General features: G+C 68.0%; 24 protein-coding genes and 6 pseudogenes. 12 read left to right on the plus strand and 18 right to left on the minus strand.

The features are described from left to right. Nucleotides 1–16 precede the first annotated feature (16 nt). Complete coding sequence (locus IE244_RS15250; RefSeq protein ID WP_191874037.1) at nt 17–2,047, plus strand: PQQ-dependent sugar dehydrogenase; 2,031 nt, start codon at nt 17–19, stop codon at nt 2,045–2,047. A gap of 219 nt (nt 2,048–2,266) precedes the next feature. Here the strand turns inward: IE244_RS15250 and IE244_RS42005 are convergent. Continuing rightward, a pseudogene (locus IE244_RS42005) lies at nt 2,267–2,749 on the minus strand (Scr1 family TA system antitoxin-like transcriptional regulator); the annotation flags it as partial. Between the two features lie 480 nt (nt 2,750–3,229). Between IE244_RS42005 and IE244_RS15260 the strand changes: the two are divergent. Then, complete coding sequence (locus tag IE244_RS15260) at nt 3,230–4,144, plus strand: protein kinase family protein (RefSeq protein ID WP_229854126.1); 915 nt, start codon at nt 3,230–3,232, stop codon at nt 4,142–4,144. Here the strand turns inward: IE244_RS15260 and IE244_RS15265 are convergent. Further along, a complete protein-coding gene (locus IE244_RS15265) occupies nt 4,119–4,895 on the minus strand; it encodes an alpha/beta fold hydrolase (protein ID WP_191874039.1) in 777 nt (258 codons plus the stop codon). The genes IE244_RS15260 and IE244_RS15265 overlap by 26 nt on opposite strands. A 96-nt stretch (nt 4,896–4,991) precedes the next feature. Between IE244_RS15265 and IE244_RS15270 the strand changes: the two genes are divergently transcribed. The 3 genes and pseudogenes from IE244_RS15270 (at nt 4,992) to IE244_RS15280 (ending at nt 6,862) form a co-directional block, all read left to right on the plus strand. Next, nucleotides 4,992–5,837: a helix-turn-helix domain-containing protein gene (locus tag IE244_RS15270; protein WP_191874040.1), complete on the plus strand. Its 846-nt coding sequence runs from the start codon at nt 4,992–4,994 to the stop codon at nt 5,835–5,837. A 34-nt stretch (nt 5,838–5,871) separates the two neighbouring features. After that, nucleotides 5,872–6,018, plus strand: a pseudogene (locus IE244_RS43390) (IS110 family transposase); the annotation flags it as partial. Nucleotides 6,019–6,154: 136 nt separating this feature from the next. Then, nucleotides 6,155–6,862, plus strand: coding sequence for a hypothetical protein (locus IE244_RS15280; protein WP_191874041.1), 708 nt, complete (start codon nt 6,155–6,157; stop codon nt 6,860–6,862). A 77-nt stretch (nt 6,863–6,939) separates the two neighbouring features. Here IE244_RS15280 and IE244_RS15285 read toward each other — a convergent pair whose 3' ends face one another. Further along, nucleotides 6,940–7,341: a hypothetical protein gene (locus tag IE244_RS15285; protein ID WP_191874042.1), complete on the minus strand. Its 402-nt coding sequence runs from the start codon at nt 7,339–7,341 to the stop codon at nt 6,940–6,942. 680 nt (nt 7,342–8,021) lie between these two features. Here IE244_RS15285 and acpP point away from each other — a divergent pair. Next, entirely contained in the window at nt 8,022–8,273 is a 252-nt protein-coding gene (acpP, locus tag IE244_RS15290) for an acyl carrier protein (protein WP_308436266.1), read from the plus strand. A gap of 18 nt (nt 8,274–8,291) precedes the next feature. Here acpP and IE244_RS15295 read toward each other — a convergent pair. From IE244_RS15295 to IE244_RS15320, 6 genes and pseudogenes are all read right to left on the minus strand, one after another. Next, a pseudogene (locus IE244_RS15295) lies at nt 8,292–9,166 on the minus strand (IS5 family transposase). Nucleotides 9,167–9,338: 172 nt separating this feature from the next. Further along, nucleotides 9,339–9,500 (minus strand): hypothetical protein, encoded by a 162-nt coding sequence (locus IE244_RS15300; protein WP_191874044.1) that lies wholly within the window; start codon nt 9,498–9,500, stop codon nt 9,339–9,341. A gap of 57 nt (nt 9,501–9,557) precedes the next feature. After that, nucleotides 9,558–9,956 (minus strand): hypothetical protein, encoded by a 399-nt coding sequence (locus IE244_RS15305; RefSeq protein ID WP_191874045.1) that lies wholly within the window; start codon nt 9,954–9,956, stop codon nt 9,558–9,560. 45 nt (nt 9,957–10,001) lie between these two features. Beyond that, nucleotides 10,002–10,172: pseudogene (locus IE244_RS15310) on the minus strand (IS5/IS1182 family transposase); the annotation flags it as partial. A 90-nt stretch (nt 10,173–10,262) separates the two neighbouring features. Further along, nucleotides 10,263–10,886, minus strand: a complete 624-nt coding sequence (locus IE244_RS15315; RefSeq protein ID WP_191874046.1) for a cysteine hydrolase family protein — start codon at nt 10,884–10,886, stop codon at nt 10,263–10,265. A gap of 138 nt (nt 10,887–11,024) precedes the next feature. After that, nucleotides 11,025–11,342 carry a putative quinol monooxygenase gene (locus IE244_RS15320; protein WP_191874047.1) on the minus strand — a complete coding sequence of 106 codons (318 nt, stop codon included), beginning with the start codon at nt 11,340–11,342 and terminating at the stop codon, nt 11,025–11,027. Between the two features lie 1,361 nt (nt 11,343–12,703). Between IE244_RS15320 and IE244_RS15325 the strand changes: the two genes are divergently transcribed. Further along, the gene (locus IE244_RS15325) at nt 12,704–14,425 is read left to right on the plus strand and encodes an alpha-keto acid decarboxylase family protein (protein WP_191874048.1); all 1,722 of its coding nucleotides are present in this window, start codon (nt 12,704–12,706) and stop codon (nt 14,423–14,425) included. 95 nt (nt 14,426–14,520) lie between these two features. Beyond that, nucleotides 14,521–14,957 (plus strand): annotated as a pseudogene (locus IE244_RS15330) (HNH endonuclease); the annotation flags it as partial. Nucleotides 14,958–15,007: 50 nt separating this feature from the next. On the opposite strand, the gene IE244_RS15335 reads toward IE244_RS15330, so the two are convergent. Both IE244_RS15335 and IE244_RS15340 read right to left on the minus strand, forming a co-directional pair. Further along, a complete protein-coding gene (locus IE244_RS15335; RefSeq protein ID WP_229854128.1) occupies nt 15,008–16,591 on the minus strand; it encodes an MFS transporter in 1,584 nt (527 codons plus the stop codon). Between the two features lie 12 nt (nt 16,592–16,603). Beyond that, a complete protein-coding gene (locus tag IE244_RS15340; RefSeq protein ID WP_191874049.1) occupies nt 16,604–17,002 on the minus strand; it encodes an SDR family NAD(P)-dependent oxidoreductase in 399 nt (132 codons plus the stop codon). Between the two features lie 108 nt (nt 17,003–17,110). On the opposite strand from IE244_RS15340, the gene IE244_RS15345 reads away from it, so the two are divergent. Next, nucleotides 17,111–17,602: a winged helix-turn-helix transcriptional regulator gene (locus IE244_RS15345; RefSeq protein ID WP_191874050.1), complete on the plus strand. Its 492-nt coding sequence runs from the start codon at nt 17,111–17,113 to the stop codon at nt 17,600–17,602. A 567-nt stretch (nt 17,603–18,169) separates the two neighbouring features. Here the strand turns inward: IE244_RS15345 and IE244_RS15350 are convergent. From IE244_RS15350 to IE244_RS15360, 3 genes are all read right to left on the minus strand, one after another. Next, complete coding sequence (locus IE244_RS15350; RefSeq protein ID WP_191874051.1) at nt 18,170–18,889, minus strand: hypothetical protein; 720 nt, start codon at nt 18,887–18,889, stop codon at nt 18,170–18,172. A 297-nt stretch (nt 18,890–19,186) separates the two neighbouring features. Further along, on the minus strand, nt 19,187–19,795 hold the full coding sequence (locus tag IE244_RS15355) for a type 1 glutamine amidotransferase family protein (protein WP_191874052.1): 609 nt from the start codon (nt 19,793–19,795) through the stop codon (nt 19,187–19,189). Nucleotides 19,796–19,900: 105 nt separating this feature from the next. Beyond that, complete coding sequence (locus IE244_RS15360; RefSeq protein ID WP_229854129.1) at nt 19,901–20,380, minus strand: winged helix-turn-helix transcriptional regulator; 480 nt, start codon at nt 20,378–20,380, stop codon at nt 19,901–19,903. A 130-nt stretch (nt 20,381–20,510) separates the two neighbouring features. Between IE244_RS15360 and IE244_RS43165 the strand changes: the two are divergent. Further along, nucleotides 20,511–20,825: pseudogene (locus IE244_RS43165) on the plus strand (MFS transporter); the annotation flags it as partial. A gap of 115 nt (nt 20,826–20,940) precedes the next feature. Beyond that, nucleotides 20,941–21,084: a hypothetical protein gene (locus IE244_RS42015; protein ID WP_229854130.1), complete on the plus strand. Its 144-nt coding sequence runs from the start codon at nt 20,941–20,943 to the stop codon at nt 21,082–21,084. A 226-nt stretch (nt 21,085–21,310) separates the two neighbouring features. Here the strand turns inward: IE244_RS42015 and IE244_RS15370 are convergent, their stop codons facing one another. The 4 genes from IE244_RS15370 to IE244_RS15385 all read right to left on the minus strand — a co-directional run bounded on the left by IE244_RS15370 (nt 21,311) and on the right by IE244_RS15385 (nt 24,739). After that, complete coding sequence (locus tag IE244_RS15370; protein WP_191874095.1) at nt 21,311–21,724, minus strand: hypothetical protein; 414 nt, start codon at nt 21,722–21,724, stop codon at nt 21,311–21,313. 161 nt (nt 21,725–21,885) lie between these two features. Next, the gene (locus tag IE244_RS15375; RefSeq protein ID WP_191874055.1) at nt 21,886–23,094 is read right to left on the minus strand and encodes a cytochrome P450; all 1,209 of its coding nucleotides are present in this window, start codon (nt 23,092–23,094) and stop codon (nt 21,886–21,888) included. Nucleotides 23,095–23,133: 39 nt separating this feature from the next. Then, entirely contained in the window at nt 23,134–24,528 is a 1,395-nt protein-coding gene (locus tag IE244_RS15380; RefSeq protein WP_191874056.1) for an NAD(P)/FAD-dependent oxidoreductase, read from the minus strand. After that, nucleotides 24,518–24,739, minus strand: coding sequence for a ferredoxin (locus IE244_RS15385; RefSeq protein ID WP_191874057.1), 222 nt, complete (start codon nt 24,737–24,739; stop codon nt 24,518–24,520). Before IE244_RS15385 ends, IE244_RS15380 begins: the two co-directional genes overlap by 11 nt. Before the next feature lie 315 nt (nt 24,740–25,054). On the opposite strand from IE244_RS15385, the gene IE244_RS15390 reads away from it, so the two are divergent. Beyond that, nucleotides 25,055–25,312 (plus strand): hypothetical protein, encoded by a 258-nt coding sequence (locus IE244_RS15390; protein WP_191874058.1) that lies wholly within the window; start codon nt 25,055–25,057, stop codon nt 25,310–25,312. Nucleotides 25,313–25,521 lie beyond the last annotated feature (209 nt).

A 25,521-nucleotide genomic window follows, 5' to 3' on the forward strand; every position in this document is an offset into this window, starting at 1 on the left:
AACAAGGGGAACACCCATGCATCTCAGAAGAGTTCTGCCGTACGGCCTGGCCGCGGCCCTCGCGCTGCCCCTGGCCGGCCTCAGCCAGGGCACCGCCCTCGCGGCGACCGACTACCAGGCCGAGGACGCCCTGATCTCCCAGGGCACTGTCGCCAGCAACCACACCGGCTTCACGGGCACCGGTTTCGTCGACTACACCAACGTCAGAGGCTCCTACGTGGAGTTCACGGTCAGCGCGGCCTCCGCCGGTCCCGCGTCGGTCACCCTGCGGTACGCCAACGGCACCACGGCCGACCGGCCGATGGACCTCTCCGTCAACGGCACCGTCGTCGCGCCCGCAGTCTCCTTCCCGGCCACGGCGGACTGGAACACCTGGGCCGCCAAGTCCGTCAACGTCACCCTGAAGGCGGGCAGCAACAAGATCCGGGCGACGGCCACCACGGCGAACGGCGGCCCCAACCTCGACCGCGTGAGCCTCGGCACGCCGACCGACACCCAGGCCCCCACCCGCCCCGGGCAGCCCTCCTGCTCGGACATCGGCGAGGACCGTCTGACCCTGTCCTGGGGCGCGTCCACCGACGACGTGGGCGTGGCGGCGTACGACCTCTACGAACACGGCAACAAGATCGGCGAGGCGCCGGGGGACACGACCTCGAAGACGCTGACCGGGCTCGCCCCGAACACCACCTACGACCTCACGGTCATCGCCCGTGACGCGTCCGGCAACACCTCGCCCGCCAGTCCGGTCGTCGACTGCACCACCAAGCCCAGCTCCGACACCACACCGCCGACTGCGCCCGGCACCCTGCACACGGCCGGCGTCACCTCGAACACGGTCGACCTCACCTGGGGCGCCTCGACCGACGACCACGCGGTCACCGCCTACGACGTGCGCAGCGACACCACCGTCTACAAGACCGTCACCAGCGGGACGTCCACCACGCTCACCGGGCTCGCCTGCGACAGCCCGTACAGCCTGAACGTCGTCGCCCGGGACGCCGCCGGCAACGTCTCCGCGCCGAGCAACACGGTCTCCTTCACCACCAAGGCCTGCGCCACCGACGGCGGTGTCCCGTCCTCCATCGCCACCCTGTCCACCGGCTGGACCATCGCCTGGGGCACCTACTGGATGCCCGACGGCCAGTCCGCCCTGGTCACCGAGCGGGACGACTTCCGGGTGTGGAAGCTGACCAAGAGCGGCACGAGGACACAGGTGGGCACGGTTCCCAACGCGGTCACCACCAACGGCGAGGGCGGTCTGCTCGGCGTCGCCGTCGACCCCAAGTGGGAGACCGACCACTACGTCTACTTCATGCACACCGCCGCCGAGGGCAACCGGGTCGTCCGCATGACCTACGACGGCACGACACTCAGCGGCTACAAGGTGCTGCTGCAGGGCATCAAGAAGAACCGCTACCACAACGGCGGCCGCCTCGCCTTCGGCCCCGACGGCTACCTGTACGTCTCCACCGGCGAGGCCCAGCAGCCCGACCTCGCGCAGGACAAGAACTCCCTCAACGGCAAGATCCTGCGCATGACCACCGACGGCAAGCCGGCGCCCGGCAACCCCTTCGGCAACTACGTCTACTCCTACGGCCACCGCAACCCGCAGGGCCTCGCCTTCGACCGCAACGGGCGGCTCTGGGAGGCGGAGTTCGGCAACAGCTCCAAGGACGAACTCAACCTCATCAAGCCCGGCGCCGACTACGGCTGGCCCACCTGCGAGGGCAGCTGCAACGTCGCCGGCATGACCAACCCCAAGGCCACCTGGAACGTCTCCGAGGCCTCGCCGAGCGGCATCGCCATCGTCCGCAACGTGATCTACATGGCGTCCCTGCGCGGCGAACGCCTGTGGCGCATCCCCGTCAACGGCGACACCGAGAGCGTCGGCACACCGAGCGCGTACTACGTCGGCACCTACGGCCGGCTGCGCACCGTGACCAAGGTGCCGGGCGCCGACCAGCTGTGGCTGTCCACCACCAACTGCGACAACAACGGAGGTGCCGCCGACGGCTCGGACAAGATCTTCAAGGTGACGATCAGTTGACGCCCCATCAGGAAGATCACGTCCGGTAGAGGGCCTCGGCCTCGTTGCCGTACGCCTTCTCGATCGCCATCCGCCTCAGCTTCAACGAGGGTGCCCGTGCGGTGCTTGGGCGTAGTCGTCACGCAATCGCGGGCAGAGCCGAATTCAAAGAGCGCCGTCACAAGCCACAGCGTTGTCCCGCATATCCGCCCCGGACAAGGGTTTCTGCTCAGTATGCGGTCAATGAACAGCGTCGATGGCCTGTGTGATGAGGCTTCGGGCTTCGGCTCCGTAGAGGGCCGCGCCACGTAGCTGTTCGGACGCTTTCAAGTAGAGGACGATCTCGTCTGGCTGTGTGATCCGTACGCGGGCGGATACGAGTTCGGCGCTGACGAGCCGGTCGTCGTATACGTGGAAGGTCTCACGCGGCCACTGTCCCCACGAGGGAGAGACCAAGGGGATGATGCCGACAGAGACCTGGGGGAGGGTGCCGGCAGTCAGGAGGTGGCCGAGTTGGGCCGCCATTGCGTTCGGGATCGCAGACCTGGTGGCGCAGGGCTGCTTCCTCGATCACCGTCACGAGCCGGTGTCCGGGTTCCTGGATGATCTGGCTGCGCTTGATGCGGGGGCCCGGGCCGCCTGCGCGCTGTCGTCCACGGGGACGTCGTGGAGACAGGCGCTGGTGTGCAGGATGCCCGCGGCGTAACCCTCGGCCTGTAGCAGGAGCGCAGACGGTCCACGATCCGCTGCCACCGGCAGACGTCTGTCTCCGGCCTCGTCGGGCCGGGGAGAGGATCTGCCGGTGCTGCGGGGAACGGCTGAGGCCGGGAGCCCGGCCCGGGGCGAAGTCCTGTTCGTCGGCGTGTCGGTCCAGGCAGTGGCGTGGCGGTTACGCCGGCGTCTGGCGGCCATCCGGGACGGTACGGGCGAGGTGCGGTGCCTGGAGTGCGGGGCCGTTGGGTGACCAGCACCGGCTGCCGCGCGGATGTGGTGTTCTGCTCGCCGCGGTGCAAGGTGAGGGCTTGGAGAGGCCGGGCGGAACCGTTCGGCGCACGGCCACAGTAACCGCTCGGCGAACGCGCCCCCGGATCCAACTTCGTTCGTCATCCGGCCATTTATTGAGACTGGCTGCCCTTATCAGCGTATGGTCGGCGCCGTACATGGGATTGTCGAAGCCCTGGTTCGGGCACCGAGGAGCCGTCGATGCTGGACCAGGATTTGCTGCGTGCCGCGCGCCTGGCTGGTTACGGGATCGTGGGCACTCAGCTCTCCTTGCTGAGCGATCACCGGCTCGGGGAGGTCGTGGCAGCCGCTACCCCGCTCGGGTCGGGCATCGGCGGCAGGTCGGCAGAGCTGGACATCAACGGAACGCGCGTCTTCGTCAAGCGGATCCCTTTGACGGAGGTCGAATTGCGCCGGGAGAATGTGCGGTCGACGGCGAACGTGTTCGAACTGCCGATGTTCTACCAGTACGGGGTGGGCCCGACCGGGTTCGGTGCTTGGCGGGAGCTTGCTGTGCACACCATGACCACGAACTGGGTTCTCTGCGGAGAGTGTGCGGGATTCCCCCTGATGTACCACTGGCGGATTCTGCCTGACTCCCCTCCCGAAGGATTCACCGACGAGTTCGGGGGCCTGGAGGGGACCGTCGCCCACTGGGAGGGATCCCCCGCCGTTCGTGACCGGCTGGAGGCCATCGGTCAGTCCTCATACAGTCTGGTGGTCTTCCTGGAGCACGTGCCGCATACACTCGCCGGATGGCTGGCCGACCACCGCAAACCCGCCGTGTCGGAGGGCGGGGTCGGCTTGCCCTTCCTTTGGGTGGAGGAAGCTCTGATGAGCGGAGCCGACTTCATGAGTTCTCACGGACTTGTCCACTTCGATGCTCACTTTGCCAACATCCTGACCGATGGCCGCCAGCTCTACTTCGCTGACTTCGGGCTTGCCCTGAGCTCCCACTTCGACCTTTCGGCGGACGAGTCCGACTGCGCTGAAGGCTTCACCGTCCAGACCGGTCAGCACTTCGGGCTCGCGCTCGCCGCGGGCCATGGCCTGAAGCATGTCCAGGGCGGAAGCACCGGCGATGTCGTGGTCAGGCTGCTGGTGCGAAGGCCGTGATGGCCTCGACAAGGTCGGCCGGGGCTTCCAGCGGGATCAGGTGACCGGTGTGCGGGACCACCACGAAGTTGGCCTGGGAGAGGTAGGGCACCAGGTTGTCGCGGAGCACGTCGACGGGTTCGACCTGATCGTTCTCTCCGGCGACGACGAGGGCCCGAACGCTGACCATGCGCGTGTGCTCGGTGATGTCCTGCGCGATGCCGCGCAGCGGCCACTCGGTGCGGGCGGCGTCGGTGACGGTCCGCGAATCGGTCACGATCTGCGCCTTGACCGATGCGGGCAGCTCGGTGGCGGTGAGGATGTGGTCCCGTGCCACGGTTATGGAATCGGCGGAGTCGTAAGCGTGGGACAGGGCTTCCTGGTACTCGGGGGTGATCTGTGCGGCGGGCTTCGCCGGGCCGGAGCCGACGAGGACGATGCCACGCAGGCCGGCGGGCTGGGTGGCCGCGACCAGCTGTGCGACCTTGCCCCCCATCGAATGCCCCACCAGGACGTAGTCGGTGACCCCCGCGTCGGCGAGCACGGCGAGCGTGTCGTCGCCGAGCTGACCGAGCGTGTAGGGGCCGGGCAGAGCGCTCGACCGGCTCCACCCGCGGAAGTCGACCGTGAGCACGTCACGGCCCGCGAGGCGGTCGACGACGAGGTCCCAGGTACGGGCGGAACCACCCCAGTAGTGCAGGAACACCAGGGTTGGTCCGGTCCCCGGCCGGTGGTCGTAAACGGGCAGAAGCGTCTGCTGCGTCATGCTCATGGTGGCTCTTCTTCCAATCAGTGTTCTGAGCGATTGTCCTGAGAGTTCATTGAAACTTCTGCACCCGGACGGGGCATCGGCGTGACTGGTCGCCCGATGGTGAAAACTGGACACGTGACCGTGATTCGGCATATGAGCTACCAGCCCGCAGGGCGCCGCGCCGCCGCGGTCGAGACCATGACGTTCGACCGCCTTCGCGAGCTGAACGACGGCGGCACCCAGCGCGCCGACTTCCACGTGCTCGCCGTCATCGACGCTGGACACGGCTCGGTCACGGTGGACTTCCTGCACCACCCGCTCACAGAGCGCTCCGCGGCGTGGATTCCACCCGGAGCGGTGCACCGGTGGGACGACATCGGCGATGTGGCGGGGCACCTCGTATTGTTCGTGCCGACAGCGCCGGTCACCCACGCCACCCGGCAGCTTGTCGCCTCCCCGGACCTGGCCGCGCACTGGAGCATCCCCGACGCCGACTGGCTGTTCGTCGACACCGCGCGCAACCATCTCCTCCTCGAAGCATTCGCCCCACCCGAGGACTTCTCCACGGAGCTGCCCGAAATCCTGCTTTCCGCGCTCATCGCCCGGCTGCGGCCACCGCACGCCGAAGCACGGTTCACACATCCGGTGTTCCAGTTGTTCCGCTCTAGCGTCGAGACGCACTTCCGTAACCACCACGACGCCAGCTACTACGCCCGTGCTCTGGGATACGCGCCCCGCACCCTCTCACGAGCGGTGCAGCAGGCCACAGGCCGCACCGCGAAGGCGTACATCGTCGACCGGATCATCGTGGAAGCCAAACGGCTCCTCGCGCACGACCGCCTCACCGCAGCCCGCTGCGCCGCCACGCTCGGCTTCCCCGACGCATCCAACTTCTCGGTGTTCTTCTACAAGGCGACAGGCATGCGCCCGGGCGCATGGAAGGCGATGGTAGCCGTCGAGTGAGGCGGTGCACTCAAGAAAGGCACTCACATCCATCTACCTGCTGGCCCAGGGCGTGGACGTTTTCGATGTGAATCGGCTCGACCGGGCCGATCGCCGTCGGCGCGGCAAGTCGGACCGGGTCGATGCGCAGGCCGCAGCGCGAGCCGTGCTCAGCGGTCGCGCCCGGGCCCAGGCCAAATCCAAACTGTTCCCCTCGTTGGCCGAGCGGCAGAGGGCGCGGCTGCCATTCGGCTCGTACTCGTTTGGCGGCACACCGCAGGACGAACGATCGGGCAGCATGAGTTGATGAGACAGGGATAATCAGCAAGGAGGAAAAGGTGACGACGATCAGCCCACCTACTCTTGCTCATTTTGAGCCAACGTTGCCCAATGCCTTCTGGCGTCACTTCACCTCGACGCTGGCTCCTGCGGTCGAGAAGGAATTCGGCGACCATGGGGTGACTGAAATTGAAATCACCCTCACGCTGCAAGACGAGACTATTCCGTACGTGGGGCGTGTGCTGGAAGACGTAGAAATCTGGTTTCGCTGGTGCATGCGGCTTGGTGAATTGGTGGGCGAGTATCCAATATCGCCCCCTCCTGTTCACCTCACTTACCCATCAAAGATGCAATTTGACGTGGTCAACGTTCAGCGTGGAACACTCAAAATCACCCTGAAGGCCAGCCCTAGAGGTGTCTACTACGGGCTTAAAAGTCTATTCGTTACTCTAGAAATCTTGCGCATGCTGGCAGGGGGGCCGGTCGGTCACTTCATTGTCCATGGGCCGGCTCATGCGCCGCATGATCGCGTCGTCGGGGCTGATCAGCTGCCAGAACCGCCCCCAGAGGTGAAGCGCCAGGAACTGGCTCTCGGAGGAGTCCGGGAGGGGGGCAGCATCGAGGATGGCGTGGAAGCGGACCTCAAGGTCAAACTATCGAATGGGGAAGAGATTTCATGCAAGTTCACAATGGTTGTGCGGGCTGTCGATAACGACTCAGCTTTCATTGCGGACATTGGTGCGGCGTGCGTGCAGTTCCCGCAATGAAGGTCATTGGGGCCCGCCAAGCAATCAGGCGACCGTGTTTAGCGCAGCGTCCGCCGGATCTGCGCGGCAATCAGGGCCTACACATCGTCGACAACTTCGGGCAGCACCGATCGCCGCAGCGCGCGCTCGGCGCGCAGGGCGAGGTCGACGCCGGCCGTCGCCCATGCGCGCCGGCCGCGCCCAGACAGGCTTATGGGCCCGATCGAGACCGATTTCCACCGTCCGGCCGCACCGGTGCCATCGGCGCCGGCGGCGAGTTGGTACTCGATCTGTGCGCAAGTGGCGTCGGCGAGGGCGGCGCGCACGTCGCCGTCCTCGTCGACCGGGTACACAGCGGTGAGCAGAGCTGAGTCGACGTCCTCGTCGGCCCCGCGCCAGCATCCGCTTGCCTGCGGTCCGTCCGTCTGCTCGTCTTCCGATGTCTGCTGCTCACCCTCGTCATCCGAGGGATCGTTTCCACGGTGGTAGCGGCGCAGCATCTCACGCCCCCCTTCGTGTTGAGCACGACGATTCCCTCGTCGTTGAGTCGGTGCGTCGCGTAGTGCGCGCTCGTGGTGACGACAGTCGTACGCGCGAGAATGTCGCGGTCCGTCTCGACCAAAGGGCGCCGCTTGTAGAGCAGGCCGAGGGTGCCACGCCCGATAAGCAGCACATTGTACGTCGCGGGGTTGGTTCCGTCGTCGGTGACGGTGACCCGGTCCGAGACGTAGATGTTTACTCCGCCAACCTGCCCGATCACGCCGAGGGGGATACGGCGCCGGCTCCGAGCTTGTTGGCAGAGATGAAGTTCGGGTCACGGAGTAGTGCAGCGCGCTGCACGGAGTGAATGACGAGGTCGGCCATGTTCTCCGGGTCCCACTCGTCGCTCTTCCGCGCGATCAGTACGCCGAGCTGTCGCTGCGTCTCGGCGCAGGGGTCGCCGAACGCCGCAAGTCGGCTTGTGTCCGTTAGGGCCTGTCCGACGGGTCAGTGACGGTCTGGGACGCAGATCGGTCGCGGCCGTGTCGAGAAAGCTGTCACTCGCATGGGTGATCAGGGGGCTGAGGTGTGTCGTCCGCGTGTGGCGGGGGAGAGTTCGGGAGGCCCCTCGCCCATTCCCGGAAGAGCGAGGGACGGGCCGTGCCGGCCCAATCGTGGAGAGGTCGGAACGGTGAGTTCGGTGCGTGAAGAGGTGGAGCAGAAGGTCATCGAAACTGTCGCCGAGGTGCTGAACAAGGAAAGGAACGCGATCACCTCTGACAGCCGGTTCAAAGAGGACCTGGACGCGGACTCGCTCAACATTGTCGAGCTGCTGATGAGGATTGAGGTGGACTTTAAAGTCGAGATCCCCGACGAGCATGCCGAAAAGATTTTGTCCGTAGCACACTTGGTGGAGTACATCCTGGTCCGCCACGAAAAGCACAAGTCCTGAGGACCGTGCGGCGGGTCGTCAACGGAGCCACAGTCGGATCGACGCGAGGGTCACCGTGCCGTGAAAGACGTACGCTCTCTTATCGTATCTGGTCGCCACGGCACGGAACCCCTTCGGCACGTTGATGGTCCGCTCGACCTCATTTCTGCGGGCGTAGCGTGCTCGGTCGAAACCGGTGGGTCGGCCACCCCGGTTGCCGCGGCGCTGACGGTTGGCTCGTTGGTCCTGGCGTTCGGGGACGGTGTGCTTGACCTGCCGTCGCCGCAAGTAGCGGCGGTTTTGACGTGAGCTGTACGCCTTGTCTCCGCACACGTGGGATGGGCGTGTCCGCGGGTGGCCGCCGGTGAGACGCGGGACATGGGTGCGCTCCAAGACCGGGATCAGTTGCGGGCCGTCGCCCTATTGTCCGGGCGCCAGCATGACGACCCGCGGTCGACAGCCACCCTCACTCGCTAGGTGAATCTTTGTCGTGAGTCCTGTGAGCGGCTAACCGCTTCGTCAGGGCGATGCGTGGTGGGCCGGCGGGGCTGTCCAGGTATCCACGGCGGTTGGTGGCGGGGTCCGGCCGCCTGCTGGTGAACGCGGCACGCGGTGGAGTCCACTCTCACGACACTCCAGTTGATCCGGCCTTCTATATCTGCGTCGGCTTGGACAGCCTGAAGGATCTGCTCCCAGGTGCCGTTCGCCGACCACCGCCGATGACGATCGTGAACAGTCTTCCACTTCCCGAAGCGCGTGGGCAGGTCCCGCCACGGAACACCGGTCCGCAGTCGGAAGAGAATGCCGTTGATAACAGTGCGATGGTCCTTCCAACGCCCGCCCCGACCCGCGTTCCTTGGGAGGTGCGGCTCCAGTCGAGCCCACTCTCGATCAGACAGATCACCCCGCCCCATACCGGGCTGAACGACCCGGCAATGGGTCCGCCACCCGACTCACCGGACAGGCCCTAGCTCGACGGCCTTACTGGCCTCCTTGAATCGGGGCTGAGTTGCCTGGGTTGGTGCCGAGCTGCTCGGGCGTCATCGGTGTGCCCTCGGTCAGGTCCTCGGCCTCGCCAAGCGCGGTTCACTTAGGGAAGTTGACGGAGTCGTTCGGCTTGCCTTCGAGGGTGTCGTCGTCGATGGCGAGCGTGCCCAGGATGAGCGCGCCCTTGAACTTCGCCTGCGCCACGTCGGCGCAGATGTCGGGCACGGTCATCTGTGCCGCGGTGGTCTTTCCTGCGGGCATCGGCTGCCCTCCCTACTCGCTAGCGGCGGAGAGCCGCGCATATAGATCGGGGTCGGACTAGTGGAGCTCGACGCGATGCGCGTAGGTCATGCGGGCGAACCGCTCAGGCGTGACCGTCTGCGGTGCCCCGGGGTGAACTCGGCGCCCCCCTGGGCGGGGCCGGCGCTGTGGCCTCGGCGCGCAGCAGCGGGTTTGCCCCGCCGCGGCGGCGATCACGGTGTCGAGCTGCTCGGCAAACTTGGGGTCGGCCGGGTCGAGGGCGGCGAGCTGGTTCTCGCCCGTGCGGGAGTCGAGCAGCCGCGCGGTGTCGGCGCCGGCCTTGTGCACGGCCTGATGGGCGGCGAGCTCGACGCGGAGCTGCCGGGCCTCGGCGAGCGCGGCGTCGCGCTCCGTGGCGGCCTGCTCTGCGAGCTTGGCCCGGTCCTGCTCGCCGGCCGCGCCGCTCGGGCCCAGCACACTGCGCGGCCCAGATTTCAGGCACTTGCCGCCAGCACCCCGAAAGAGGGCGGTGAAGGCCAGGAAGTGGCTGGCCTTGCGTTCGTAGCGGCGGTGTAGTCGTCGGCGTCCGCTGAGCCAGGCGATGGCGCGTTCGACGACCCAACGGTGTCGGCCCAGATGGTGGGAGCTCTCGACTCCGTGTCGGGCGATGCGAGGGATGATGCCCCGCGTGCGTGGTCAGCCGGAGCCGACCTTCTCATCGACGGTGGCGACACCTTCGCCCCTCGGCAGCCAGGGTGGTGCGAGTCATGCGTCCCACGGTGTTCACCGTGGGCCGAGTGCGGCGGTGAGTTGGTCTGTCGTGACGATGGCCTGGGCGTAGGTGGGGCCGTTGAGTCGGTGAGCGGCGTGCATCATCTCGGGGCGGAGGGACGCGGTGGCGTCGGTGACCAGCGTGACGTGGTAGCCGAGCTCCATGGCGTAGCGGGCGGTGGCCTCGATGCAGGTGTTGGCCAGGACGCCGACGACGACGACGTGAGTGATGCCGTGCTGCTTGAGCTGCATGTCCAGGTCCGTGTTGGCGAACCCGCTCGATCCCCAGTGTTCCCGTACGACGACCTCGCCCGGCTGCGGCTGGAAGTCAGGGTGGAACTCCCCGCCCCAGGAGCCCCGGGCGAAGTGGTGGAACTCCTGGATCTTCCGCTGCGAGGGGGTCGGATGGTCCCACGACTCGTAGTCGCCCGGCTCCCAGCGGCGGTGCGGTACGAAGACCACGCGCACACCGTTTGCGCGGGCGGCGGCGACCACAGACCGGAGATGGTCCAGAAGATCGACGCTGCGGGCCACGGGCTCCAGGCGGGGCCAGACCTTGCCGCCCTCCGAGAGGAAGTCGTTGTAGGGGTCGACCAGCAGGACGGCCGTGTGGCGAGGATCGTAGATTTCGGCCATGGTTCCTCCTCGTCCCGGCCCTACTTGGGGGGTTCGGTCCCGGTCTGCTCAGAGTGGTGCCGGGCCGGGAGGCGTCACGCCTTGTGCCCGAGTCCGCTTCGCGTCCCCGAGGCACGGTCGGTACAGGACTGAACCGCGCTATCCGGCCGCGGCAGGGTACTTTCCGGCGTACGGTCGCAGGTGGTCGATCTCCGTCTTCTCTGCGTATTGCTTGCTCTGGTTGAGGAAGTGACGGACGTGGGGCTGACGTCCGTGTTCCTCGAAGGCGGCTCGGTCGGCGTACAGCTCGAAGAAGAGGCGCTGGTTCGGTGCTCCCTCGACTTCACTGCAGGCGTACACCGAGGTGCCCGGCTCGTGTTCGAGGACCCCTTCGACGGCCTCCCGGACCAGTTCGTCGAACGCTTCACCAGCACCGTCATGCAGCGTGAAGCGGACACAAAGCGCCATCTGGCTCATCCTGCCTCCTTCTACCACTCCCAGTCTCCTCACACAGCGGGCGGCACGCGCGTCGACGGCCCTGAACCGATTGCGAGGCCCAGGTCACGGCTGAGCATGAGGCTCAACGACCGCGGGACCTGCAACGGGCGCGTGCGGCCATGGTGTGCGGTCACGCATCGCCGCCACGGCGCCGAGACGGTTCCGCGTGTCACCGCACCTCACTGAAGGCGCCCGCCAGGGGCGGAAAGGGAGCCCATGTCTCAGGCATCCGGGAACAGTGACTCCGACGACGAAGCCACCGCCACGGTTGCCCTGGCGCCACCTGCTGCGCACCGCCGGTGCGGGTGCGCTGGGGCTGGGAGGTGTCGCGCTGACCGCCGTCACCCTGTCGCGCGCCGGGGCCTCGCAGCCCCGCACAACCTCCACACCCACGCCCGCCGAGGCCCTCGGCTCCGTCCGGCAGGCGATGGTTTCCAGGGCGGCGTAGAGGGCGTCGCGCAGGCCCTCCTCCTCTGCCACCAGAGTCAGACCGGATGGCGGGATGGCGGGAAAAGCGATGAAGACGGATGAAGACGGATGAAGACGACGGCGCTCTGGCCACGGTCTGGGTGACGAAGAAGAAGGCGCGGTTGATCACCTGGTACCGGTCGTAGTCCGCGGCCGTATGCTCCAGGAACGACCCTTGACGCGAAGACAGCGGCCGCAGTGACCAGGAGCGTGGCGTCGGCGTGCTCCTCGGTGAGGATGTCCCGCAGGAGGTCGACGGCCACCGGGTCGGTCAGGTCAGCGCCCGGACCGGCGAGATCGGGGAGGAAAGTGCGGCCATCGCCTCGTCTGCGCGCTCCACATACGAGGGGTGCTTGAAACCTGTCTGACCAGGTTGAGGACCCGATCCTGTCATTCACGCCCCCACCGGCGCGTGGCCGGGGGCGCGCCATGTGCTACGCGGATCGTCAAAGACGAGTGGGCGGGTGCGATCGCAGATCAGGCACTCCCGGATCGTCGCAGAAACCCGGACTGCGTGACGTACCGACTGCATCGTCCGCGCCAGCGCAGACGCCCCTGTAGCGGGGGACGCTGGATACTGCCCTGACCAGGTGGAAGACCTCTCGGCCGGCATCTCGCTTGAGGCATCGGATGATCTCGCGTCGGGTCTTGCCCTCCTGGGTGCGGCGTTCGTAGTACACCCGGGTGCGGGGGTCGTGTCCTTGCGCACACAGGGACCGGCGTACGAGACCGCCCGCAACTCCCTGGTCGATCCGCCCGTGGGTGGGAGCACGAAGACGTACAGAGGCGCGCAGCCATCTCTGACCGCAAAATGGATATAAGTCGCTCCCGCTCCTGACGGAGACGATACCGGCGATTCGGAGGCACAGGCGATGTCCACCAGCCCGAGCCGATGGATGACGATCGGCGACTTCCTGCTTCGGCGTCTGAAGGAGGCCGGCGTCGGCCACCTCTTCGGCGTCCCTGGTGACTTCAACCTCGAACTGCTGCAGCAGCTTCAGGACGCGGGCACGCTGAAATGGGTCGGCAACTGCAGTGAGCTGAACGCGTCCTACGCGGCGGACGGCTATGCCCGGCTGAACGGCATGGGCGCGCTCCTCGTGACGAACGCCGTCGGCGCCCTGAGCGCGATCAACGGGGTCGCCGGCTCCTACAGCGAGCACGTGCCGGTGGTCTGTATCTGCGGGTCGATACCGCTCAAGTCCATCGATCGCGGCCTGGGGATGCACCACACGATGGCCGACGGCACCTGGGACCGCTTCCTCGGCGCCTACGCGCAGGTGACCGCCGCGCAGGCGCGGCTGACCCCGCACAACGCGGTCACCGAGATCGACAGGCTGATCCTCACCGCGTGGCGGGAAAAGCTCCCGGTGTACGTGGAGTTGCCTTCCGACATCGCCTATCTCGACATCGTGGTTCCGCAAGCTCCGCTGGTGCTCGCGCAACCGCCCAGCGACCCGGAACGGCTGCGGTCGTGCGTCACCGCAATCGCAGCCCACCTGTCCGCCGCCAAGTCACCGGCGGTCCTGGTGGATCTGGACGCGGACCGCTTCGGCGTGGCAGCCGACCTCATGGGGCTGGCCGAGAAAATGCGGCTTCCCGTTGCAGCGATCAGCACAGCCAAGGCGGTCATCGACGAGACGTTCCCCTATTACGTCGGCATCTACAACGGCCAGGCCAGCGAGCCGCATGTGCGCGCGGCGATCGAGACCAGCGACTGCCTGCTCTCCATCGGCTACCGGCCGATCGAGGTGACCACGGGCGACTTCACCGCTTCGCTGCCGGCCGACACCATCCGCGCCCGCAGCCACTCGGTGGACATCGGTGATGACAACTATCAGGCGGTGACGCTCCAGGAAGTCATCCGCGGCGTACTGGACACCGTCCCGCACGGCACGAGCCGCGCTATACCACAGCGGGGGGCTACAGGGCGGGGGGCTACGGCGACAGGGACCCCCGCAGGCGGCTCCACCAACCTGACGCAGGCCGCGTACTGGCAAGCAATCCAGGACTACCTCCGGTCCGGGGACGTGCTCCTCCTCGACAACGGCACGTCGTACGCCCTCCTCGGCCTGCAGCTGCCACCGGACTGCACCTTCGTCGGATCGATCAACTGGGGCTCGATCGGCTACTCGGTCGCAGCCCTGCTCGGAACACTGACCGCAGCGCCGGACCGTCGCCACCTGCTGTTCCTGGGCGACGGCTCGTTCCAGCTGACCGCGCAGGAGCTGTCGACCATCCTCCGGCACGACCACAAGCCGGTGATCTTCCTGATCAACAACGGCGGATACACCATCGAACGCGGTTACCTCGGCAAAACCGAGCAGTACAACGACATCGCCGCCTGGGCCTACGCGGATCTACCGAGGGTGCTCCGCCCGGACACCACGGCGCGGTCGTTCGTCGTCAAGACCGCCGCGGACCTGGCGGAGGCCCTCAGCGCGCCCAACGACACGCTGATCTTCATCGAAGCGGTCATGGATCCCTACGACGCTCCCGCCGCGGTCATGGCCAGCAGCAACACCGGAGCGGACATCGACTACGGGCCTCGCGGCCCGCAGCACCGCGACAACGTCCAACTCAGGCCGGCCTGACTCCCCGCCACGCGAAACAGCAGCGTGCCCGGAGACGACTTGGCTGAGGCAGGCATCGCAGATCAAATCGATGTGCCTACCCTGAACAGCAAGCGGCGCAGACCGAGCAGCTCTCGGCGGTGCGCGGGCAGCGGGACCCGCGGATGCGGGAGCTGGTGCTGACCGCCTACGAGTACCGGAGCGCCTTTTGCGGTACGACGGCAGGATCGGGGCGGTGCCGGTCGGGCTGGAGGCCGCCCACGTGCGCTGGTGGGCGTTCGGCGGTCCCGACGACATCGACAACGGGGTGTGCCTGTGCTCGCTGCACCACAAGCTCTTCGACAAGGGCGTCCTCGGCGTGGGAGACGATCAGCGCATCCTGGTCTCACAGCGCTTCGTCGGCCACAGCCCCGCCGCCCGCGAGCACGTTATAGCCCTCGCGGGCCGGCCACTCTTCGGCCCACAGCCCGGCGCGCACCCTGTCGCGGCCGCTCACCGCGACTGGCACGCCCGCCAGGTGTTCCACGGCGAGCCACGCCCTGCCACTGAAGCCTTGACCGCCCCGGCACCGTCGGCATCGCTGCGAAGGCGAGAAGCTGCGCGTCAGTTCGGCGTGGCGGTGGTGTGGTGCGGTCGGTTGTGTACCAGCAGGGCTGAGGCGAGGGCCGCGCACAGGAACACGGCGGCGATGACGATCATGCCGGCGTGGACACCGGAGGTGAAGGCTTCGCCGATCGCGGCGGTCACGTTCGGCGGGGCTGCTCGGTGGCCGCCGCTGCCGCTGGATACGGCGTGTTCGACGGTGGGCCAGGCTGCTCGGGGCACGTGGTGGGCATCCAGCTGGGGCGGCAGTTGGGACTGGAGCCGGCTGGCGAGCAGTGCGCCGAGGAGGGAGGTGCCAGTGACGGATCCGATCTGGCGGAAGGTGTTGACTGCTCCGGAGGCCATGCCGGCGTGTTCATGGGAGACGCTGACCAGGGCGGCGGCGGTGCTCGGCGCAGCCACCATCCCGCTTGCGGCTCCGAAGAGCGCGTAGAGCCACCACACCCGGGCATAGGGGGTGGTCGGCTCCAGCGTGGTGAGTCCGGCCGTGGCGGCGGCTCCGATGAGGAAGCCCAGGGACAGTGGGAGCTTGAAGCCGGTGCGGCGGATCACGCGTCCGGTCGCGTAGCTGACGATGACGTAGACGCCGAAGAAGGCCAGCAGCCGCCATCCCACGTCCAGGGCGGACAGGTGCTGGACACGCTCGTAGAAGAGCACCGACAGGATGGCCAGGCCGGTGAAGCCGAACAGGGAGACGGCCGCGACGAACATGACGGCGCTGAAGGATGCCGACCGGAACAGGGTGATGTCCAGCATGGGTGTGCGGTCGGCGCGCTCGACGAGGACGAAACCGGTCAGGGCCGCGGCCGCGGTGATCCAGGCGATGAGGATGCGGGGGCTGGTGTAGCCGTCGTGCCCGCCTTCGATGAGGGCGTAGACGAGGGCGGCGATGCCCAGGACGGCCAGGACCTGGCCGGGGATGTCGAGCTTGCCGGCGGGGCCGCGCGATTCCGCTACGAAGGCTGCTGCGGCCAGGGTGACCACGGCGAGGACGGCGGTCGACAGGAAGACCGTGTTCCAGTGGAAGTGGTCCAGCAGTGTGCCCGCGATCAGGGGGCCTGCGGCGAGTCCGATGCCCGAGGAGGCCGCCCAGATGGTGACGACTTCGGTGCGCCGGTGGGGGTCGGGGAACGTGGCCCCCAGGATGGCCAGGCTGTTGGGCAGGATGAGTGCGCCGCCGAGGCCGGAGACGAGCTGGCCGGCGATGACGCCTCCCGCCGAACCCGCCGCGTAGACGATGAGCGAGCCGATGATCATGACCGCGGCGCCGGTGACGAAGGCGCGCTTGCGGCCGTAGAGGTTGCCGATGGTGCCAGCGGACATCACCAGACTGGCCACGACCAGGGTGTACGCGGAGGGGATCCAGACGAGGCCGGTCGGGGATACGTGCAGGTCGTCCTGGATGGCCGACAGTGCCGACACCGATGCGGTGATCAGCAGAAAGGTCGTCATGGCGCCCAGGCACATCGCGATGAGTGTGACGCCGGCGGCGAGCCGGGAGGGGTGGTTCGGGGAGGGCCGGACACCGGTGTGCCGGTCGGTCGGCTTGAGCCGGCCCGGGGCGGGGGAAGGAGTGGAAGTCACGGTGTCCTCGTCTCAGCCGAGCTGCGGGTAAAGGGCGGCGACGCCGCCGGAGAGGTCGGCCTGTACCTGGCGGCTGCGGTCGTCGACGACGATCTCCGCAGCCCTGGAGGCAATGCCGTCGAGGGTCGCGCGGGCGGCGTCCGCGGACTTGGCGGCGGCGTAGGCGCCGACGGCCCTGCCCGCGTTGTTGATCAGGGCGGAGGTGTCACGGGCCTCCTCGGCGGCCGCGGCGACGGAGGCGGGGCCGGTGACGTCGAGCCGTATCGCTTTCACGCCGGGCAGATCGATCTGGTCCGGTCGGCGGGCCGCCCCGTACACCGTGGCGCCACGCGCGAGCAGCTCCTGGGCGAGCGCCCTGCCGAGCCCGCCCTTGGCCCCGGTGACCAGGACGGTTGCTGTGCTGATGTCCATCATTCCTCTCTCGTGATGCGCACACCCCAGCTGACTTACGATTACATAAGTCAGCTGCGACGGTATAGGCTGACTTTGCTTGATGCAAGTCAGGTGAAGGGTGGAGAGATGAAGGATCTGCTGGAGGAACGGGACGCCTGGTCCATGGCCAACTGCTCCATCGCCAGGACTCTGGAGATCGTCGGCAACAGGACAGCGCTGCTGATCATGCGCGAGGCGTTCTTCGGCACGCGCCGGTTCGACGACTTCGCCAAGCGTGTGGGCATCAGCGAACCCGCCGCCGCGGCGCGCCTGAAAGAACTGACCGCCGCCGGTCTCCTGGAACGCGTCCCCTACCAGGAGCCCGGCCAGCGGACCCGGTACGCCTATCAACTGACCCAGAAGGGACGGGACTTCCGGACCGTCATCGTGGCGCTGCGGCAGTGGGGCGACGCCTGGGCCACCGACGAACAAGGGCCCCCCGTGGTCGTACGCCACGAGCATTGCGGCGCCCCGGTGCACGCGGTGCTCCGCTGCGACGACGGCCACGACGTGCCGATCGGGGACTCGTTCGTCGACGCCGGCCCGGGTCTCATCCGCGTCAGCCCGGACAGCCCCTGAACCCAGCCGCGGCTGAAACTGCCGGCAGGACCGTTCCACCGCAGAAGTGGCCCGCCCCCACCATCGCCGACCGGCACGCTACACCGGCAACTCACGCCCCCGAGGAGCTCCTGCATGTCCGAAACGTCGAAGTCCCTGAGTGCCGACACGACCGACCGGGCAGGAGCGGCAATACGCAGATGACGCGTGTTCGGACGAGGACCTGGTGCAGCGTGTGGCTCTCACCCGCGGATGCGCTGCGCGCGTTGTCCGAGGTTCGCAGCCTTGTCGCTGATGACGTGCTGAGCATCCCCAAGGCCAGCCGTTCCCGCTCGAACGCTTCACCGAGGCCATCTCGTTCGCCGAAACACCCGCTCATGGCGCCAAACCGCTCCTCGTCTTCGAAGATGGCCGGGACAAAGACCAACCAGCGCATGCGAGACCTCAGCCTCGTCCAACACAGTGCCGACATCCGCACCGAACCATCTCGGGCGTTCGCTCTGCCTGCCCGAACGCAATGAGGCCGAAGGCATCGTTGCCGAACTCTTCACCGCCATCGAGCGCATCGGCCGGACGTTCTCCTTGCTGTCAGCTGAAGTGGATGTCGCTGAGGTCGATCGAGACCATGACCTGATCGAGGGTGGGGTAGCCATCGGCGTCGCGGCGGTAGGCCCGCCGCTTGGTGGGCAGCACGATGCCGTCCGCTTCCACGCAGTCGTAGACGTACTGCGCGGCGGCGAATCCGCCTGCCACGTCGACGTGATAGTCGTGTCGGCGCAGCAGCCGGTCGGGGCCGAAGTAGAAGTCTTGGTGGGTGCTGTGGCTGCCGATCTCGGGTGGGAAGGTGGCGCGCAGTCCTCGCCACAGTTCGTCCCCTTCCCGCCACGGCTCGATCTCCGTGACCGTGAAGCCGGGCATGGCCAGCAGGAACGGTGTGGTGAGGTAGGTCCACAGCGCGTAGCCGTTGAAGTACGCGCGGTCCAGCGGGTCCCAGGGGGTCTCCAAAGTGTGGCCGCTGAAGGACGACCGTGGGGCCTCGCGTTCGGCCACCACTCGCCCGTCGAGCGTGTCGATACTCACACGTCCGGGCGTGAAGTCGGTCTTCTGGTCCGGGGCACCGAAGGGTCTGACCGAGGCGTGCTCCTCGTGAAGGAGAACGGTCATCTCGCGCGGCGCGGGATCCTGCGGCAAGCCTTTCAGGGCGAACAGATGACCGCCACTGACAAGGGTGGCTCGCGCCTGAGTCAGCTGGCGCCAGCGTATGTTCCCGCCGTGGGCTTCGATCGCCTCGGTGAGTAGTTCGTTCATGCAGGTCTCCTCAGATGCGACGCCCGCGCACGCCCGCGGACTCAAGGCTGAGGATGATGCGGTCGACACGGACGGTTCGTCGACGGGCCCGGGAGGTGAAACGCTCTCCCGCCCAAATCCACGGACACATGCCTCACGTCAGGGGAATCCGTGGACCCGTGATCACCGAAGTGGCGGACGAGAGCTTGAGCTCCGACAACCGCCCGTGACCAGCACCGACCGTCACCTCACATCAGGCCGTGCCCGGACGGCTTCAAGATGGTGGATCTTCATTGTGCCGCGACTGATCGCCGGGCGTCAGCGCAGTGCGACCTCGCCCGTGTGGACGGCGCGCATGGCGCGCTCGATGGTCTCCTGGTTTTCGCCGACCGGAGCCACGTAGCCGATGACGTCTCGCGCGGCGCCCTCCCCGAGCATGCGGGTGATCACCCAGGTGGCGAGGTACTGGGACGCCAGGCAGCCCCCTGCCGTGGCGATGTTCCCCTCGGCGTGGAACGGCGCGTCCAGCACGGTCACGTCGCAGGCTTCCACAAAGGGCCGGCTCTTCATGTCGGTGCAAGCTGGCATGCCGTCCAGCAACCCCAGTCGGGCGAGCACCAGCGCGCCGGAGCATTGCGCACCGACGAGCTGTCGCGAAGGGTCGAGCGGCAGCCGGGAGATCAGCCGGTCGTCGGCGACCACGTCTCGAGTCTTCACGCCACTACCGATCAGCACGACCTCGGCTTCGGTCACGAACTTCATCGGGCGCTGCCCTGTCACCTCTACACCGTTCATCGACGTGATCACCGGTGTCGGCGTCGTGATGAAGGCTTCCAAGCCGTACTTACGGCATCGGTTGATCAGCGCGGATGCGATGAAGCTGTCGAGTTCGTTGAACCCGTCGAAGGTGACCACGGCTACCTGCATCACATCTCCTTCTATCACGGCATGAGATCTGCACTGCTCCCTGGCGCGCCATTCCGGGGCGATCACACGCCCGTTCCGGGGCGGGATCGATGACCACCGCACGGTCTATGGGGCTTGCACCGGACCGGAGCGGTCCCAGCCGGGGATCATCTCCTCCCGGTGGACGTCCTCGGCGTGGACCTGCTCGCCGCAGGTCCCGCAGACGGCGCGAGTGACCAGTTCGTGGTCCTGGTGAAGGAGCCGGACGGGCGGCCTGGTGACGGCCCAGCGGTCGCCCCAGCCGATGAGTTCGCGGGTGATGCCCGCCAGGTCGCGCCCCGCTTCCGTCAGGTAGTAGCCGCTGTGGCGTGTGTCGTCCGGCAGCGGGCGCCGTTCGAGGACACCGCTCTCCACCAGCGCCTTCAGGCGCGCCGCCAGACGGTCCGTGGGGGCGCCGGTGTTCCTGGCGATCTGCCGGAACCGGTGGTTGCCGAGCATGACCTCGCGGATCGCCGGCAGGGCCCATCGGTCGCCGACGACCTGCAGGGCGGCGGAGAGCGAGCAGGGGCGTCCGGCCATGTCCTGGGGATCGATGCGTGTGGTCACGGCTCCAGTATCACCCCGGCGAGGTTTGATTTTCAAACCATCTCCGTGCTCGGCTTGCACCATGCGCATGATGCTTTGAATTTCAAATCACCCCCGAACGGCCACCGCGGTCGTCCTGGTGGCCGTCTTCATGACCAACCTGGATCTGTGGATCGTCAACGTCGCACTTCCGGCCGTGGGAGCGAGCTTCTCCGGGGGCGGCAGGGGCGCGGCCCTCGGTTCGCCGTCCTGGGTCCTTAACGCCTACGCGATCACCTTCGCCGCGCTGCTGGTGATGGCCGGGCGTGCGGGTGACCGCATGGGCCAGCGGCCGGTGTTCCTCACCGGGATCGCCGTCTTCGCCCTCGCGTCGCTGGGCTGTGCCCTGGCCCCGCACCTGGTGACCCTCGTCGCGGCCCGGGTGGTGCAGGCCGCCGGGGCGGCCGCCCAGATCCCGGCATCCCTGGCCCTGCTGCTGGCGACGGTGCCGGCCGAGCGTCGTACCCACGCCACCCGGAGCTGGGCTGCGGTCGGCGGACCCGCCGCGCGCCGGGCCCGTCGCCGGCGGCCTCCTGGTCGAGGTGGACTGGAGGTGGGCCTTCGCCGTCAACGTGGCCATCGGCATCGCGGCGATGCTCGCCGGCCGAGCGGTGCTGCCGAAGTCGGCCACCCGGGAGGCCGCGCCGCTGCCCGACCTCCGCGGCGCCCCGCTGCTCAACTCGTAGGACGCGGCGCTGTCCGGGGCGCTGGTGCAGGCGCCCGACTGGGGCTGGACGAGCGGCAGGACCGTGCTGCTCCTGGCCGTTGCCGTGATCAGCGGCACCGCGTTCGTCGCCAGGTCCCTGCGGCGCCCCCGCCCGCTGTTCGAGCTGGACCTGCTGCGGCTACCGCGCTTCGGAGCGGCGAACGCGGGCAGCCTCGTGTTCGGCATCGCCTTTCGCGATCATGCTGCTATCGAACGTGCTGTGGTGCCAGGAAATCTGGCACTGGAGCGCTCTGCGCACCGGTGTCGCCCTGGTCCCGGGTCCCGCACTCGTGCCGGTCGTCACCCTTCTGACCGCCCGCGCCGCGCAGCGCTTCGGGCACGGTCCGCTGGTCGCCGTTGGCGGGTTGCTGTTCACCGGCGGCATGGTCTGGCGCGCCTGCTTCGCGTCCGTCACGCCGGATCATGCGCGTGACCTGCTGCCCAGCCAGCTGTCGACCGGTACGGGCATCGGTCTGGCCCTGGGCACTCTGATGGCCACTGGTGTGCACGCCCTGCCGGGGCACCGTGCGGCGACCGCGTCGGCGCTGGTCAACTCTGTCCGCCAGACCTCGGCCACGGTCGGCGTCGCGGTCCTGGTTACGGTGGTCGGTGGTTCCCACGTCGGTGTGTCCTCACGTCACGACTTCCGGATCGCCTGGGGCGCAGCCGCCGTACTGAGCCTGGCGACGTCAGCGATCGGTGTGCACCTCAGCAGTGGCGGCGGCCCGGACCAGATGGCGTCCGCCGGATGTCCTTCAGGTCGGCACCGGACGCATGGCGCTCATGCGGTGAGGCTCTCGATGGCCACGGGAAGGTGGCGGGGGCCGCGCAGTACGGCGTTGGCGCGGTACGGCGGCGGGTCCTCGAGCAGCCGGGAGAAGGTGACCCGGCGGAAGAGTTCGGGCACAGCCAGGTGTAGTTCTATGCGGGCGAGGGGGGCGCCGAAGCAGTAGTGGATGCCGGTGTAGAAGCCCAGGTGCTCGTTGTCCTTGCGGTCGGGATCGAACCGGTCGGGATTCTCGAAGCGCCGGGGGTCGCGGTTGGCCGCGGCCAGCATGAGCCAGACCGGCGAGCCCTTGGGGATCGTGGTGCCGGCGATGTCGATGTCGGCCAGGGCGGTGGTCCACGGGACGAACTGGACCGGGGGCTCGTAGCGCAGCACTTCCTCGATGAGCGGGACGGCCAGGTCCGGGTCCTTCTGGAACCGCTGGAGGATGTCGGGGTGGCGCAGCAGGGTGAGGGTCGTGTTGGTGATCGCGTTGACGGTGGTCTCGTGGCCGGCGACCAGGAGCAGCACCGCGGTGGCCTCCAGGTCGGCCGGTGTCATGTCGGGGGCGAGCGCGCTGAGCATCCCGGGGCCGGGGTGACGGCGTTTGGTCTCGATCAGACCGGCCAGGTAGGCGCCCATCTCCTGACGGGCCCGCTGTGCCTTTTCCGGGCCGCCGTCGTCGCCGGAGTGGGGATCGACTGACGACGCCAGGGCATCGGCCCAGCCGTGGAAGCGCGGTTCGTCCTCGCGCGGGACGCCGAGGACCTTGCAGATGGCGGTGACCGGAAGGGGGTAGGCGAAGTCTTCGACGATGTCGACCTGGTCCTTGCCTTCGAAAGCGTCGAGCAGCTCGGTGACCGCCTTGGCCAGCTCTCCGCGCAGGCCGTCGAGGAATCTGGGGCTGTGCGGGGGACCGAACGGCCGGTTGATGGTGTCGCGCAGCCGGTCGTGCACGGGCGGGTCGGTGAAGATGAAGCTGGGCGGCAGACCGGTCTCCGGGTCCGGTTGCCCGACGCGGGCGTAGCCGGACGGGCGGTTGCTCGTGTCGTTGCTCAGCCGTGGGTCGTTGGCCAGGCTCCGCACCTCGTAATAGGTGCTGACCAGGTAGGAGCCGTCGTCCTCCCGCCTGACCGGTTGCTTGCGCAGTTCCGCGTAGAGCGGGTACGGATCGGCCCGGTTGGCGTAGTCGGTGATCTGCGCGAGGAGGGTGCCGGACGTCATGGTGACTCCTGAGGGCTCCGGGCGGTGCAGGGCCGGTGATCAGGCATGTGCCGGAACGAACGCGACACGCCGCTCGCTCGGCGAGTGACCCGTCAGCGTGACCGTGGCCCCATGGGTGGGCAGATGGGGGTCGGGGAAGGCCGGGTCGACCGGATGCAGCGTCTCGGTCCGGCGGTCGACTGTGCGGTACTCCGGCGGGAACGGTGCGCCGGCCGCGATCTGCTGCTCGTAGAACCCCAGCCACTTGGCTCCGTCGAAGGACGCCGCGGCGATGACGCGGCCCCGGTAGCCGTACACCGCGACGAACCTCTCCTCGGCGAGCGCCCCCTGGGCGACAACCAGTTGGTCGCCCAGCGAAGGGACACCCACCGACTTGATGTTGATGCCGAACTGGGTGGACCAGAACATCGGCAGCCATAGGTGCGGGCGGCGATCCGGACCGGCACAGATCATGTTGTGGGCGGCGATCTCGGCCTGTTCGACCGCGTTGCCCCAGTGCTCCAGCGCCAGGAACTGGTAGTCGAACAGCGGGTGGGGGCTGCGGGCGACGTCACCTGCGGCGTAGATGTCGTCGGTGACGATGCCGTTGACGTCGAACACCCGACAGCCGGCGTCGCACGCGATCCCCCGAGGGCCGGCGGCCACCCCCGAGCCGGCCAGCCATTCCGTGTTCCGCATGGCACCGAGCGAGACGACCGCCACCTCCACGTCGATCGCCGAGCCGTCGGACAGATGGGCACGCCTGAGTCGCCCCACATCGTCGCCCTCGAGGGCGGTGACGCTGATGCCGCAGCGCAGGTCGACTCCGTGCTTGCGCTGCAGCCGGTCCGCGACCGCGCCGATCACTCCGCCCAGGGCGCCCACCAGCGGGGCCGGGCCGCGCTCGGCGACCGTGACCTGAAGGCCCAGCTCCCGGCAGGCGGAGGCGACCTCGGAGCCCGTGAAGCCGGCGCCGATCACCAGCACCCGGGACACGCCCCCGGTCAGCTTCCGGCGCAGGCGTGCGGAGTCGTCGCGGGTACGCAGCCCGAACACCCCGTCCAGCGCGGCCTCTTCCGGGTGGAACCAGGGCCGCGCCCGGGTCCCGGTGGCGATCAGCAGGCGGTCGTAAGGGACGGTTTCGCCGTTCGCCAGGCGTACCTGCTTGGCGTCGCGGTCCAGGCTCTCGGCGGCGACGCCCAGACGCCATTCGGCGTCGATGTCGCGCCGTCGCGGCAGCGCGGTGTCCTCGGGCCGTGCCCGCCCGAGCAGTGCCTGCTTGGACAGCGGCGGCCGGTCGTAGGGTTCGTACGGCTCGTCGCCGATCATGGTCAGCGATCCGGTGAAGCCCTGCTCGCGCAGGGTCTCCGCCGCGCGCAGACCGGCCAGCGAGGCACCGACGACGACGATGCGGCCCTGGCGCCGCAGGGCCTGGACGTCCGTGTCAGCCGACATGGGGCTCGACCGTCGGCTCGTCGGAGTAGTCGACGAGGATGGCCTGGACCGGGCAGGCGGCAGCGGCCTTCTCCACCCGGTCACGTTGTGCCTCGTCGAAGCGAGGAGAGAACAGCAGCGCTTCTTCCCCGTGGAGGGAGAAGACGTCCGGGGCGAGGAAGACGCACTGTGCGAATCCCTGGCATCGGTTGAGATCGACGACAAGCCTCATCAGAACCCGCTCCCCGCGCGGGCCGCGGTCCCCGCAGGTTCCGCAGCCGTCTGCGCTCGGTCCATACGGTGGTCGGCATGCCTCTTTCAGGATGGGCCTCTGCGCAGGGCGCTCGCAAGGCGAAGGCTGCCCGGCAGGCCGATGCGCACCCGGCCGGTCAACCGCAAGGGAGACGAGGCACCATCGGCCGCATGAACACCGGACGGACGGGGACTCGGGCGGCTGTATGCGCCGGCTCCCCTCCGGACCGCCGCGACGGGCAGGGCTTGGGGCCGGTAGACCTGCAATCAGCCGTGGTGCGAGGGAATTGCCGTCGTGGACGTCGCAGGTGAGTGTGCGGTCCTTGATGAGCTGTGTCTGAACTGGCGGTGTGCCGTAGCGGATGGCGTTTGTGACCAGTTGGCTGACGATCATTTCGGTGGTGCAGGCGGTTTTCCCATCGACTCCCAGCAGCGGCTTGGACCTCTCCGTGAGGTGGTCGTCAGCCATGCTGAAGCCGCCGACGGCGCGATCGTCCTCCTGCGCGTCGCAATCGACCACGGTCAGGATGCCGGGGATACGAGGCGATCGTGACCGGCAAAGGATCCGGCACCGCGGTGTCGGGGCGCAGGGTGAGGCCGCTGTGCAGGAACTGCTCGATGCCGGCGCCGGCCCGAGTCCGAGGGCGCGGGCGTTCCTTCGTCGTCCTGGGCGAAGGCGAGCAAGACCCTGCGGCTGGCAGGGTCGGCTGCTACTTGTTGAGGAATTCCAGCAGGTCCCGGTTGAACCTCTCCTTGTCGCCC

The sequence above is a fragment of the Streptomyces filipinensis genome (genome assembly GCF_014649495.1).
Classification (GTDB): domain Bacteria; phylum Actinomycetota; class Actinomycetes; order Streptomycetales; family Streptomycetaceae; genus Streptomyces; species Streptomyces filipinensis.

Coding starts and splice junctions, on each gene's coding strand:
- IE244_RS15250 (WP_191874037.1), top strand. CDS start 17: ATGCATCTCAGAAGAGTTCTGCCGTACGGCCTGGCCGCGGCCCTCGCG.
- IE244_RS15260 (WP_229854126.1), top strand. CDS start 3,230: ATGCTGGACCAGGATTTGCTGCGTGCCGCGCGCCTGGCTGGTTACGGG.
- IE244_RS15265 (WP_191874039.1), bottom strand. CDS start 4,895: ATGAGCATGACGCAGCAGACGCTTCTGCCCGTTTACGACCACCGGCCG.
- IE244_RS15270 (WP_191874040.1), top strand. CDS start 4,992: ATGGTGAAAACTGGACACGTGACCGTGATTCGGCATATGAGCTACCAG.
- IE244_RS15285 (WP_191874042.1), bottom strand. CDS start 7,341: ATGCTGCGCCGCTACCACCGTGGAAACGATCCCTCGGATGACGAGGGT.
- IE244_RS15300 (WP_191874044.1), bottom strand. CDS start 9,500: ATGCCCGCAGGAAAGACCACCGCGGCACAGATGACCGTGCCCGACATC.
- IE244_RS15315 (WP_191874046.1), bottom strand. CDS start 10,886: ATGGCCGAAATCTACGATCCTCGCCACACGGCCGTCCTGCTGGTCGAC.
- IE244_RS15320 (WP_191874047.1), bottom strand. CDS start 11,342: ATGAGCCAGATGGCGCTTTGTGTCCGCTTCACGCTGCATGACGGTGCT.
- IE244_RS15325 (WP_191874048.1), top strand. CDS start 12,704: ATGTCCACCAGCCCGAGCCGATGGATGACGATCGGCGACTTCCTGCTT.
- IE244_RS15340 (WP_191874049.1), bottom strand. CDS start 17,002: ATGGACATCAGCACAGCAACCGTCCTGGTCACCGGGGCCAAGGGCGGG.
- IE244_RS15345 (WP_191874050.1), top strand. CDS start 17,111: ATGAAGGATCTGCTGGAGGAACGGGACGCCTGGTCCATGGCCAACTGC.
- IE244_RS15350 (WP_191874051.1), bottom strand. CDS start 18,889: ATGAACGAACTACTCACCGAGGCGATCGAAGCCCACGGCGGGAACATA.
- IE244_RS15355 (WP_191874052.1), bottom strand. CDS start 19,795: ATGCAGGTAGCCGTGGTCACCTTCGACGGGTTCAACGAACTCGACAGC.
- IE244_RS15375 (WP_191874055.1), bottom strand. CDS start 23,094: ATGACGTCCGGCACCCTCCTCGCGCAGATCACCGACTACGCCAACCGG.
- IE244_RS15380 (WP_191874056.1), bottom strand. CDS start 24,528: ATGTCGGCTGACACGGACGTCCAGGCCCTGCGGCGCCAGGGCCGCATC.
- IE244_RS15385 (WP_191874057.1), bottom strand. CDS start 24,739: ATGAGGCTTGTCGTCGATCTCAACCGATGCCAGGGATTCGCACAGTGC.